A 12449-nucleotide genomic window follows, 5' to 3' on the forward strand; every position below is an offset into this window, starting at 1 on the left:
ATAGTCATATTATTTTATTTCGTGAACCTCTACCTTTATCGCTCCTCTAAAAAAATATTGATCTTATGACTGAAATACAGATAGCACAAAGCGTTACGCCAAAACATATCAGAGAAATAGCTGAAAAATTAGCAATTCCTGAAGAGAAATTGGAATACTACGGAAACGACAAAGCGAAAATACCTTTGGATTTAATTGATGAAGAAAAAGTAAAATCCAACAATCTTATATTAGTGACAGCAATCACCCCTACACCTCCGGGTGAAGGTAAAACCACGACGTCCATAGGATTGGTTGATGCACTCAATATTTTAAATAAGAAAGCCGCTGTCGTGATTCGAGAGCCGAGCTTGGGTCCCGTGTTTGGCATCAAAGGGGGTGCTGCAGGTGGTGGGTGGAGCCAGGTCATTCCTATGGTAGACATTAACCTGCATTTTACGGGGGATTTTCACGCTATTGAAAAGGCTAATAATCTTCTTTCAGCACTAATAGAAAATAATATTCAAAGCAAATCAAGAAGCCTTGGAATTGATCATAGAACGGTAACCTGGAAACGATGTATGGATATGAATGATCGAGGATTGCGAAATATTGTCGCAGCACTTGGCGGAAAAGCAGGAGGTGTTCCGAGAGAAACGGGTTTTAATATTACAGCAGCTTCCGAGATTATGGCAATCCTATGTTTAGCAACTGATTTAGAAGACCTTAAAGAAAGATGTGGGAATATCTATGTGGGCGATACCTGGGAGGGTAAGCCTGTCTTCGCCAAAGACTTGAACGCCGAAGGTGCTATGGCGGTGCTGCTTAAAGATGCCATAAAACCTAATTTGGTTCAAACCTTGGAAGGAAGCCCGGCAATTATCCACGGTGGACCCTTTGCCAATATTGCTCAAGGCACCAATTCTATTGTAGCGACAAAAATGGGGATGGCCTTAAGTGATTATACCATCACCGAAGCAGGATTCGGATCTGATTTAGGCGCGGAAAAATTCATGAATATTAAGTGCCGTGCCGCTGGTATTTCTCCTAAAACCATTGTTTTGGTTGCAACAATTAGAGCTTTGAAATATCACGGCGGTAAATCTTTAAAAGAAATAACTCAAGAAGATGTAGAGGCATTGAGAAATGGACTTCCCAATTTGGATGGGCATATCGCTGGTTTAAAAAGCTTTGGAATCCCAATTGTCGTTTCAATAAACGCATTTAAATCTGATACTGAAGCCGAAATGAAAGTTGTGGAAGAGCATTGCAAAAAATCGGGTATTCCCGTGGCGTTGAGTTATGGCTGGGAGAAAGGGGGTAAGGGTTGTTTGGATTTGGCAGAAAAAGTGATTGCGTCCGCAAATTCTTGCGCTACTCAGTTTAACACTACCTATAATCTTGATGATAGTATACACGCCAAAATGGAAAAGATTTGCCAAACGGTTTACGGTGGGAAGAAGGTTGTATTAAGTGATATGGCAAAATCGCAATTACGTAGATTTGAAACCATGGGATTTGGAAATTTACCTGTCTGTATGGCTAAAACGGAAAAAAGCTTTAGTGATGATCAGAAGCGGATAGGGCGTCCTATGCACTTTGATATTCAGATAAGGGAGTTTGAAATAGCCACAGGTGCTGGATTCATTGTTCCAATTGCGGGTAATATGTTGCGTATGCCTGGATTGCCAGCTACGCCTGCTGCCGAGAGGATTAGCATTGACAAGAACGGTGTTGTTGAAGGTTTATTTTAAAGGATGCGATATAAATACGGCTTTATGAAGAGCTTCTACTAAACCATATCTTATATTTTGTTGGTGCCCGTATTTATTGTTGTTTCTCGAGTTCTTTTAAAATATTGAGATTCCAAAATTCGGGAATCGATAGGTTTGATAAAAGAATAATGCTTAGGTCCTTATCAGGACACCGCGTCATTCTACTACTATAGCCAGGATGTCCTCCCGAATGCGATTGTACACTTCCGAAATTTTCTGAGTTGTATAAAAACCAGCCCAATCCATATGAGGTACCCCATGCATCGGCTAGTTTTCCGTCATTAAGTGTTGTCGGTGTCATGGCTTTCTTTAGACTTTCTGGGTGGATTATGTTACCTTGATATAGAGCCTTGTCCCACTTTAATAAGTCTGCAACGGTACTCACTATAGACCCATCCCCATAGAACCCTCCCAACCAATATATAAAACTATTCGATGGCGATTCATAAGCAATTAATCTTTTGTTATTTGTGGAATCATAAATATAACCGATGGCTAATTCCGGATCATTAATGGCCCGATAATCTGTAGAGAACTCTGCGGATGTATTGGTCATTTCTGCAGGTTTAAAAATGCTTTCATTCATAAATTCCTTAAAATTCATTCCACTCGCTTTTTCAATAACACTAGCCAACGTACAATATCCAATATCACTATATTCCCACCTAGATCCAGGGGGCCACTGTAAGGGATATTTGTTAGATTCCAGCATCAATAACATCTCTTTATTGCCATTGACTATGGTTGTATCAAGGTCTTTCCACATGGTCCCAACAAAATTGGGAAGTCCCGAAGTGTGGTTCATCAGATGTTTGATTTTAATCTCTTTAAAAGGGAATTTTGGCAGATAATGGTAAACATAATCCTCTGTTTTAAGCTTGTTTTCTTGCTCTAATATTAAAACACCAAATGCAGTAAATTGTTTCGATAATGAAGCAATCTGAAATTTAGTCGCTAAGTTAAAAGGCATTTTCAGCTCATTGTTTGCATATCCATAAGTCTTGCTGAAAAGGATTGAATCTTTATAGGCAACTAAAGCAATGCCATCAAATTGATTCTGCTCGTGATATTTGCCTAAATACTGACTCAATTGTGCCGTGTCAATTTTGAAATTTTGACCATAGGTGTGAAAACCAACTAGGCTAAGTAGCCAAGCGAAACTAAGAATGTGCTTTACCATTATTTGGGTTATAAGGTTACTGACGGTTTTGCCGTTGAACCGTCGTGTGTTTTAACATCTAAGTTGTTAAATATGAAACGCTCGAAATTTTCAATTGAAATTCAGAAAAAATTAAAAATTCTGATTTCTGATCTATTTTTTCGATTTGATCTGTCCGGTTATTAACAGTGCACCACCACCGCCAATTAAAAGACCTTTTAGAAAATCGGCCCCGCCATTGTCAAATGAAAAGTGCAAAACAACACCAATAATCAATAGTACTAAACCAATAATTCTTATTCTATTCATAATTTATATTTAAAAATGAGAGTATTCTGCAATAAAGGTTACATGCTGATGCCCATATTCCGTTCTAAGATTTGAGTTCTATATCCAAACAATAAGTCTGGCGATTTACTCAAATTTCCTTTCATTCATATCATTCAACTCGGGTTGAAACCATTGGTAGTAATCAAAAACATTTTTTTTCAAATAATACATCAGATAAATTCCAATGAGTAATATTGCGGTATAAATAATAGTAATATTCCTTAAGAATTCAAAATCGGGATCAAATTCATAGCCATTATACGTGTCGCGAAACGAATTAATTATAGTCAGGAAAAACCAAATGATCCCAGGCAATAAAAAACGACCGTCAAATTTCCATATATTGATTGTAATATAAATTGTTACTATAATTGAAATCAAATATTTAAGGTCGAAATTGGCTATTAACTCTACAGTTCCTAATAACTCAAGACCAGCGAACAATCCCCAAATAATGGAAATTAGAAGTTGTACTGTTTTGAATGCGTTCTTTTGGTCAATGGTGGGGCGGGAAGCAATAATCTTTCTTAGTGTGTCATCATCTCCTAAACCTTTTAATTGGTCGTAAATATCAAGTTTTGAAACACCTTGATTAAGTTTTAATACAACCTCGGTTTTAATTTCCTTCTCTGTCATTTGTTATGGATGGTTATGAGGGAAGACTAAAATGAAGTGTTCTTTTTATCTCCATAATTGGTTTAATTAATTTATGCGTCTAAATAGAGTCACAAATAAAGACATAATTTCAATACTTCACTTTTGAATTGTCATTTATTCTTCCAGTTTCGGGGTTCCTTCCTTATACTACTTGGTTCTTGTTCGTCTTCCAGGCAATAATTGCTTCTGTCCAGACAAAGCACATCGGTTTGAGGTTTGGCTATTCAATTCGTTTTTTTTAGATTCAAATCCTGATTATAATACACGAATATATTTCAATTTTTGGCTTTAAATTGGAACTAATATTCTATTGATAGAATTTATTTCATAGCGATTAAATCAATGCTAAGGCCAACATTGCGCTAATAAGTATCATTGGATCTAATATCCTGAAATATTCATTGGACTCCGATTTTCCCCCGTATTTTTTGTTTGTTATGCTTAGTTTCTATAGACATCTATTTGGCAAGGTATTAGGATGTTGTCAATTTTTTTATATATTTACAAACCGACCCGTCGGTTTTTATTGAATAATGCAACTATTTCAGAATATATTTATGAATAAGACAATAGATCAAGAAGGTGTTGAAAAAAAGATTCCCAATAAGGAAGTGATCTTAAGAAAAGCTTACGGACTTTTTCTGAAAAAAGGATACCAATCGGTTTCTATAAAAGACATTATGGAGGCCAGTAATTTATCAAAAGGAGGTATTTATCATCACTTTGAGAATAAAGAAGGTATTCTATTTGAAGTTTTGGATCGCTACTTTTTCACGACATTGAGCATAGATAAATCCATTTTTGAAGGATTGTCATTTAAAGATCGCATAGAAAAAGTCTATATGTTAGGTGTTAGTCTGTTTGCCATGGTTGAATCGATGGGCAAGAACGGTATTAAATATCCAATACAGCGTTTATTTCATTTTCAATTGGAATGTGAAAATTTTCCTGAAATCAGAAAGCAGTTCAGAAAAACTTCAATAGCCTATGGCAAGTTTGTACAGGAGATTGTGTTTGAAGGGATCCAAAATGGAGAGGTTAAGGAGGAATTGGATCCTGAGGTTGTGAGTTGTCAAATTGTTGGCATGATTGAGGGTATTGCCATTCATAATTCCACAGTTAAACAGGATATCGAGACTATGCTCACTGAAAAATATAAAAAGGTTTTTGCCAGTTATTTCAACTTTATCTGTCCCGTTAGTAAATCATAAATGAAAAGTAAAAGTACAATCCTGATATTAAGTATCGTCGGCCTCCTAATAAGTGGCCTTTTGTTGTTCTTCTTTGCTTCAAAGAAATCAGAGACTTATACTGATTTGGCAGTGTTGAATTGTCATTGCCCACCGGGCTTCAAGCTTAATGAGGATAATAAATGTATTGCCAAAAATCTTTATCAACAATATGATTCTCCAAATAACTTAGGGGTGGGCGGACTTCAAACGGGACTCCCAGAAGGAAGGGATGGATTTACGCCCCAAGAGATCGATTTAGGACGCTATTTGTTTTTTGACCCGATATTGTCTATTGACGGCTCCATGTCTTGTGCTACCTGCCACGAGCCTAATAAAGGGTTTAGCGATGGCTTGCCAACCAGTATTGGAAAGGATAATTTGAAGCTGGATCGAGCAGCACCAACACTTTGGAATGTAGGTTATTTAAACCGTCTTTTTTGGGATGGCCGTGCCAACAGTTTGGAGGAACAAATGGCAATCACCTTGTTTTCAGAAGTGGAAATGGCCAACACTCCGGAAAACTTACTGCATACCTTGAACAATATTGATAATTATCGAAAATTATTTGCCGAGGCCTATCCTGAAAGAGGAAAGAAAGAAGACATAGAGTTACCTGAAATCTACAAGGCCCTCGCGGCATTTCAGACCTCTTTGGTTTCGTTGAACAGTAAATACGACCAATATGCCCATGGCTATCACGAGGCTTTAAACGAGAAGGAGATTGAAGGCTTGAACGTCTTTCGTTCGTTTGTTGCCCGATGTGCAGAATGTCATACCCCACCACTTTTTACCAACCAACAGTTTGCAGTCATAGGAACTCCAGAGCCAGATGGCTTGCCATTGGATCCAGGGGCTGAAATTCCTTTTGATGACAAATCGATGCGCGGTGCCTTTAAAGTGCCCACGCTTAGAAATATAGATCTTACCGCACCTTATATGCACTCCGGAAAATTTGAAACCTTAAGGGAAGCTGTGGAGTTCTATACAAAAGGGCGTGGCCATGCTGTGCCTAAAGATGAGAAACTCTATATCCATTGGCATATTTGGGAGCCTGAATTGTCGGATTATGAGTTGGACCGACTCGTCGATTTTCTTAAAACACTGAACGACGAATCCTTTACCCCTAAAATACCTGAAGCATTGCCTTCTGGACTAAACGTAACTATTCAACAAACCTTAATACCATAAAACCATGAAATCAACCTTGTTTAAAATTATTGGTGGACTTCTATTGCTCGCCCTCGGGGTGTTTATAGGAAGAACACTACTGTCATCTTCTGGCGAAAGTACGGTGCCCATGCCCTCCACAATGCAATATCGAAATGTGGGCCACTCAGGTGACACCACTCAAGTGGCACAGCGAAAACAGTTTACAGGACAAATTATCGAAGTAAAAAAAGGAGGCTCGATTCAAGAGGCTGTAAAATCTGCAAACCCGGGTGACCTAATTCGCGTTTTTCCAGGTACCTATTCAGAAAACGTGTATATCGACAAGGATGATATTAGTTTACAAGGTGTTGTTATTAAAGGTGAATGGCCAACTTTGGACGGCAATCATAAAATAAACGATGCCTTTTTATATTCTGGTAATGGTATTTTAATAGAAAACTTCAAAATCATCAATTATAAAGGCAACGGCATTATGGGCCAGGCGGGAAATAATTTTATCATCCGAAACAACTGGATTATTGATACGGGCGTCTACGGCATCTTCCCTCAGTTTGGTAAAAACGGATTAATAGAACATAATGTGTTGAGCAAAATCGCCGATGCTGCCATTTATGTTGGAATGTGCGACAATATTGATGTCCTTCATAATGAAGTATTTGATAGTGTTGCGGGTATCGAAATTGAAAACTCCAGACATTGCTTGGTCGAAAATAATTACGTCCATAATAATACGGGAGGGCTGTTGGCTTTCATTACACCGGGTCTTCCAATTAAAACAGCCTTTAACATCATCTTCAGAAATAACTTTGTGGTCAACAATAACCATCCAAATTTCGGAGCGCCTGGATCTACGGTGGCCAGCATCCCGCCAGGGACTGGGATTCTTATCATGGCTGCAGACGACGTGATCGTTGAGAATAATATCATCACAGGAAATAAGAATACAGGAATCACTATCGTGGATTTAGCTACGGGCGATCCTAAAGCCAACGATCCAAACTCCGAAGGAAACCCTGACCGCGTTGTTATTTTGGACAATATCATGTTTGACAATGGTAATGACCCAACGGGAGAAATTAAGGCGATTATGCTTACCCAATTGGAAACAAAAGGGCCAGATATTTTTGCCTATGGCGGTGGAACTGGAAGTACGATTAGAGATAAAAACAGATATCGAACCTTTGGTTTAGGTGATTATGGTCCAGCGCAAATAGAGGATACAAAAGACATCAAAACGATGATGTTGGGAGCTCCAGTACCACCACGATCTGTGACGGACAAAGAATTGGGTGAAATAACCTACTATGGTGTTTGTGCTGGATGTCATGCTTTAGGAACCACATTAATTGGCGTGGACACCCAAATTATCAAGGACATTTATGTTGATAATCCACAGGGAATTGTGAATTATATCACCAAACCTCTCAACCTTAGAGACGATTATCCTGAAATGCCACCTCAAGATTATTTATCTGAAGAGGCTAAAATGGCGGTTGCCAAATATATTTTAGAAATGACTAATTAACAGAATGAATGCTAACTAATCAAATCAAAACTACATGAACAAATTCTTATTAATCGTAATGATGGTGGGGTTTTCAATCACATCATTTGCACAAAAAACTGTTTCTGGTCAAGTGCTGGAAAAAGAAACAAACATGCCGCTCATTGGTGTTACTATCTTAGTGAAAAACAGTACTAAAGGTGCTACAACAGACTTTGACGGTAATTATATCATTAATGGCGTTACGGATGCTGATATTTTAGTTTTTTCCTATTTGGGTTACAAAACACAAGAGGTTTTAGTAGGTGGTCAAAACACCATCATTGTTTCCCTCGAAACTGATGCCGAAGAAATGGATGAGGTGGTCATTACCGCTTTAAATATTCAAAGAGACAAAGAATCACTCGGGTATTCTGTGTCGCAAGTTTCTGCCGAAGAGGTGAATGTCGCCAAAGAAAACAACGTCATGAACTCGCTTTCTGGAAAAGTCTCCGGACTCCAAATTACTCAAGCCAATACTGGGGTCGATGGATCCAGTCGCATTTTACTCAGAGGTGTGACCACTATTAACGGATCAAACCGCCCGTTGGTAGTTGTTGACGGAATTCCAATCACCGGCGATGCTGGTGGTGGTTCACAATGGGGTGGGGTTGATCGTGGTGATGCGCTCTCAGATATTAATCCGGATGATGTGGAATCCATCAGTGTCTTAAAAGGTGCCGGTGCAGCTGCGGCTTACGGATCATTGGGGATGCATGGCGTCATTTTGGTGACCACCAAGTCAGGCGGTAAGAAGAAAGGCATTGGTGTCTCACTGAACTCGTCGTTCACTTTTACGGAAGTTGCTTTAACCCCCGATTTACAAAACGAATATGGTACGGGAGCCTTTGGCGATTTTTCACCCGTTGGAGGCGATGGCAGACCTATATTGGATTATCCTTTTTCATGGAGCTGGGGCCCTAAAATGGAAGGACAGGCATATACCAATTGGTTAGGAAAGTCTGATAGTTTTACATCACATGGCAATCCGTACGAACAATTTTATCAAAATGGATATTCTGCTTCCAATTCTGTCGCTTTTGAAGGCCAATCAGAAAAAGGATCGTTTAGAATCTCAATAACCGACGAAAACGCTCGAGGTATTAATGCAGACAACACCTTGGCCAAACAGACTTTCAATATTAGAGGAAAATCATATTTAACTGATAATTTCAGCATTGATGGTAAAATGACCTACCTCACTTCTAAAGTCAAAAACAGACCGGCTTTGGCGGAGGATGGTGCTAATACCGCTTTGCAATTGTCATTGATGCCAAGGGATATCCGATTGACCGATGTAAAAAATAATACGATCAATGCCAATGGCGAAGAAATTAAATGGAATTTAGATAACACATTTAATAACCCCTATTGGTCACAGGACAATGTCAAAAATATTGACGAGAAAGACCGTTTTCAAGGTATAATTTCTGCAAACTGGGATATTGCCCACAACTTCAAAGTAACCGGGAAAACGGGTATGGACTATATCCTCTATGATTATATAAACTATGCGGCAAGAGGATCGCAGTTCCAAAGTAATGGTCTAGGCAATTTCGGACACGACAGTGGCAAAAGTCGCGTTTGGAATTCAGACGTCCTTGCTACCTACAACACTAATATTTCAGATGTTAGAATGACCCTTAGCTTAGGATCAAGCTACAGAAATGAATACAGTAGTTATGTGAATATCTCAGGGAATGATGCCAAAGTGCCAAATTTACATCGTATTAGTAACTATAAAAACTCGTATAGCTCAGAAGGCACTTCAGAAAAGGGCGTGTATTCTTTTTATGGTTTGGGACAGTTCAGCTATAGAGGATTTCTCTATTTTGATGCGACCTTAAGAAATGATAACTCATCAGCCTTACCTAAAGAAAATAATTCCTATTGGTACCACTCTGAAAATATGAGTTTATTGTTCTCCAAATTGTTTGGTATAGAGTCCAACACGTTTAATAAAGGTAAATTGAGAGGTTCTTATGCTGTGGTCGGTAATGATACGAGTCCGTATAGAACGCAAGCCGTTTACAATGTGGATCAAACCGTTACCTTGCCCTATACCGTGGGGTCTATTCCATCGAGTTTGCCTTCTTTTGATTTAAGACCTGAAACTTCAGAATCATGGGAAGTGGGCGCAGAACTCGGATTTTTTAATAACCGTCTGCAACTGGATTTTACCTATTATGAAACCAAAACAAAAGATCAGATTATGGCGGTGCCTATTTCAGGAGCCTCAGGTTATGCATCTAAAGTCATCAACGCTGGTGTTATTGCCAACAAAGGTTACGAGTTTCAATTGAACGCTGTTCCTTTAGAATTTGATGGTTTTTCGTGGGATCTCGGATTTAACTTCACCAAGAGCAATTCTACAGTAGAATCCTTAAATGATGGTTTGGAAAGTATCACCTTGAATTCGCTCAATGCGGTTTCCGTTGAAGCAAGGCCAGGCGAAGAGTTTGGTAGTATTTATGGCTATGATTTTTTACGTGATAATTTTGGTAGAAAATTAATCACCAATGATGGTTTTGCACAAAAAGGCGAGCGTGTCAAGTTGGGGAGTATCACCCCAGATTGGTATGGAGGCATTACCAACAAGTTTAGATATAAGAATTTTTCAATAAGTACATTGATTACGATCCAAGAAGGCGGTGAATTTTATTCTTACGGACGTGCCTACAGAATGTTCTTTGGTACCGATGCCCGTAGTTTGGAAGGCAGAGAAACAGGAATCGTGGTTGATGGAATAAATGAACACACTGGGTTTGTTAACGAAACGCCAGCACCGGCCATGTTGACACACTATTCAGATATTTTAACCAATGAAGTGGCTACCAATCAAATCTTGGATGCGAGCAACGTCAAGTTCAAGGAGCTCGTTTTAACTTATGACTTCCCAAGTTCATTGGTTAAAAACTCATTTATCCAATCTGGAAGCATCTCGGCCATCGGAAGAAACTTATTCTACTTTTATAATGCCGCTGGAGATATTGATCCAGAAGCAGGTTATAGCAGTGGCCCAACCGGTACGGCACTTGAACATTCTTCGTTGCCATCCACCAGAAGTTACGGCCTTAATTTAAAAATCAACTTTTAATCCTGATGAATATGAAAAATATACAAAACACAATGAAAAAAATATTAGTCCTAATGGTTATGTTGGCAATATCTTTTTCATGCCAGGATCATTTAGACGATTTGAGGGATAACCCAAACGCAGTAACCTCTATTGATGATGCGGCCTTATTTACAAAAGCAGTGAGAAGCCTATTTCAAGGAACAACCGATGCCTCAGTATCTCGATTTGCCGGGCATTATGGCCATTACTTTGTGGCAGGAAGTACAGCACGACTTCCAGATCAATATGGCGATGGTTTTGATGTCCTTTACAACAGCATGTTTTCGGAAATGTATGGAGGCGTCATCCGACATATAGAGGAGGTTTTGGAAATCACTTCTGCTGAAGATACCAAAAATGAGGTCCGTCATTCCATAGCCGATGTGATCGCTGTGTTAGGATATGCTAAACTTACAGATGCCTTTGGAGAAATACCATATTTAGAAGGTGGCAAAGGAAAAACACAAGGCATTATTCATCCTAAATATGATCCACAAGAATTGATTTATGAAGATATGATTGCACGTTTGACTTCAAGCATCGCCATTTTGAAAAATGCTGATCCTTCTATGGCCTACCCTAATTCTGATCCTATCTTTAATAACGATTTGAACAAATGGGTGCGTTTTGCGAATAGTTTGCGTCTACGATTGGCCATGCGATTACGAGATGCCAATAATACTTTGTCTCGACAAACTGTTGCTCAGTGCTTATCGGAGCCTTTAATGGAAACTAATGACCATAATGCTTCTATGATTGAAACAGAAGGCAACGGTAACGCATGGTATACGATGCGTACAGGTTTTCCATCCATTAAAATGTCAACCTTGCTTATCGATCAATTACAAGGTACAGATGATCCTCGATTATCAGTATATGTGAGTAAAGATGGTAATGGAGACTATAATGGAATGACCAACGGATTGGATGATACCGCATTTGGAAACTCCAATTTTGCAGCAAGATCAGATATGGGCCTTGCGCTTTCTTCAAAAGAAAGTAAGCTCTATGTGATGACGGCATCAGAAATTTGGTTGTTAAGAGCCGAAGCGGCATTGGCTTATGACAATGATCCTGCTCAAGCGAATATTTTGTATAGAAACGGCATTGAAACCTCTTTGAATCAGTGGGAAGTTGACGCTTCTGATCGTGATGACTTTATGAATAGTCCAGCAGCTTCATTGGCGGGGGTTAATGACGAATTACAGATCGGTACTCAAATGTGGGTAGCACTTGTACCAAACTATTTTGAAGGCTGGTCTCACATCAGACGTACGGGATATCCAATTATCGCCGACAGAACAGAAGCCAATTTAGCTCAAGGCGCCACTAATGGTGTTTTGCCAAAACGATTTTTATATTCAAGTTTTGAATTGAGTTCGAATAATGACAATGTTTTGGAAGCCATTTCAAGACAGGGCGCAAATAAAATTGACACCCCGGTGTGGTGGGATAAAAATTAAATTTTCAAAGAATATATCCTATT

At 39.0% G+C, this 12449-nt stretch carries 9 protein-coding genes; 6 read left to right on the top strand and 3 right to left on the bottom strand.

The window, feature by feature from the left end; all coding sequences use genetic code 11:
- The first annotated feature begins 65 nt into the window (after positions 1–65).
- Positions 66–1733 carry a formate--tetrahydrofolate ligase gene (locus J4051_RS08750; RefSeq protein WP_208233498.1) on the top strand — a complete coding sequence of 556 codons (1668 nt, stop codon included), beginning with the start codon at positions 66–68 and terminating at the stop codon, positions 1731–1733.
- A gap of 73 nt (positions 1734–1806) precedes the next feature.
- Here the strand turns inward: J4051_RS08750 and J4051_RS08755 are convergent, their stop codons facing one another.
- From J4051_RS08755 to J4051_RS08765, 3 genes are all read right to left on the bottom strand, one after another.
- Positions 1807–2934: a serine hydrolase domain-containing protein gene (locus tag J4051_RS08755; RefSeq protein WP_208233499.1), complete on the bottom strand. Its 1128-nt coding sequence runs from the start codon at positions 2932–2934 to the stop codon at positions 1807–1809.
- 132 nt (positions 2935–3066) lie between these two features.
- A complete protein-coding gene (locus J4051_RS08760; RefSeq protein WP_208233500.1) occupies positions 3067–3222 on the bottom strand; it encodes a hypothetical protein in 156 nt (51 codons plus the stop codon).
- A gap of 105 nt (positions 3223–3327) precedes the next feature.
- Positions 3328–3879, bottom strand: a complete 552-nt coding sequence (locus tag J4051_RS08765) for a hypothetical protein (RefSeq protein ID WP_208233501.1) — start codon at positions 3877–3879, stop codon at positions 3328–3330.
- Between the two features lie 578 nt (positions 3880–4457).
- Here J4051_RS08765 and J4051_RS08770 point away from each other — a divergent pair.
- The 5 genes from J4051_RS08770 to J4051_RS08790 are packed head-to-tail and all read left to right on the top strand — an operon-like array spanning position 4458 to position 12426.
- Positions 4458–5111 (top strand): TetR/AcrR family transcriptional regulator, encoded by a 654-nt coding sequence (locus J4051_RS08770; RefSeq protein WP_208233502.1) that lies wholly within the window; start codon positions 4458–4460, stop codon positions 5109–5111.
- Complete coding sequence (locus J4051_RS08775) at positions 5112–6320, top strand: cytochrome c peroxidase (protein WP_208233503.1); 1209 nt, start codon at positions 5112–5114, stop codon at positions 6318–6320. It begins immediately after the preceding gene.
- Positions 6321–6324: 4 nt separating this feature from the next.
- Positions 6325–7827 (top strand): parallel beta-helix domain-containing protein, encoded by a 1503-nt coding sequence (locus tag J4051_RS08780; protein ID WP_208233504.1) that lies wholly within the window; start codon positions 6325–6327, stop codon positions 7825–7827.
- Positions 7828–7861: 34 nt separating this feature from the next.
- The gene (locus tag J4051_RS08785; protein ID WP_208233505.1) at positions 7862–10942 is read left to right on the top strand and encodes a SusC/RagA family TonB-linked outer membrane protein; all 3081 of its coding nucleotides are present in this window, start codon (positions 7862–7864) and stop codon (positions 10940–10942) included.
- Between the two features lie 32 nt (positions 10943–10974).
- Positions 10975–12426 carry a SusD/RagB family nutrient-binding outer membrane lipoprotein gene (locus J4051_RS08790; RefSeq protein WP_208233506.1) on the top strand — a complete coding sequence of 484 codons (1452 nt, stop codon included), beginning with the start codon at positions 10975–10977 and terminating at the stop codon, positions 12424–12426.
- Positions 12427–12449: the final 23 nt, after the last annotated feature.

The organism is Gelidibacter pelagius, assembly GCF_017581925.1.
GTDB lineage: Bacteria > Bacteroidota > Bacteroidia > Flavobacteriales > Flavobacteriaceae > Gelidibacter > Gelidibacter pelagius.

Bases quoted from the DNA above. Each gene is read 5' to 3' on its own strand.
- J4051_RS08785 (WP_208233505.1), top strand. From the start codon at position 7,862: ATGAACAAATTCTTATTAATCGTAATGATGGTGGGGTTTTCAATCACA.
- J4051_RS08765 (WP_208233501.1), bottom strand. From the start codon at position 3,879: ATGACAGAGAAGGAAATTAAAACCGAGGTTGTATTAAAACTTAATCAA.
- J4051_RS08770 (WP_208233502.1), top strand. From the start codon at position 4,458: ATGAATAAGACAATAGATCAAGAAGGTGTTGAAAAAAAGATTCCCAAT.
- J4051_RS08760 (WP_208233500.1), bottom strand. From the start codon at position 3,222: ATGAATAGAATAAGAATTATTGGTTTAGTACTATTGATTATTGGTGTT.
- J4051_RS08790 (WP_208233506.1), top strand. From the start codon at position 10,975: ATGAAAAAAATATTAGTCCTAATGGTTATGTTGGCAATATCTTTTTCA.
- J4051_RS08755 (WP_208233499.1), bottom strand. From the start codon at position 2,934: ATGGTAAAGCACATTCTTAGTTTCGCTTGGCTACTTAGCCTAGTTGGT.
- J4051_RS08780 (WP_208233504.1), top strand. From the start codon at position 6,325: ATGAAATCAACCTTGTTTAAAATTATTGGTGGACTTCTATTGCTCGCC.
- J4051_RS08750 (WP_208233498.1), top strand. From the start codon at position 66: ATGACTGAAATACAGATAGCACAAAGCGTTACGCCAAAACATATCAGA.
- J4051_RS08775 (WP_208233503.1), top strand. From the start codon at position 5,112: ATGAAAAGTAAAAGTACAATCCTGATATTAAGTATCGTCGGCCTCCTA.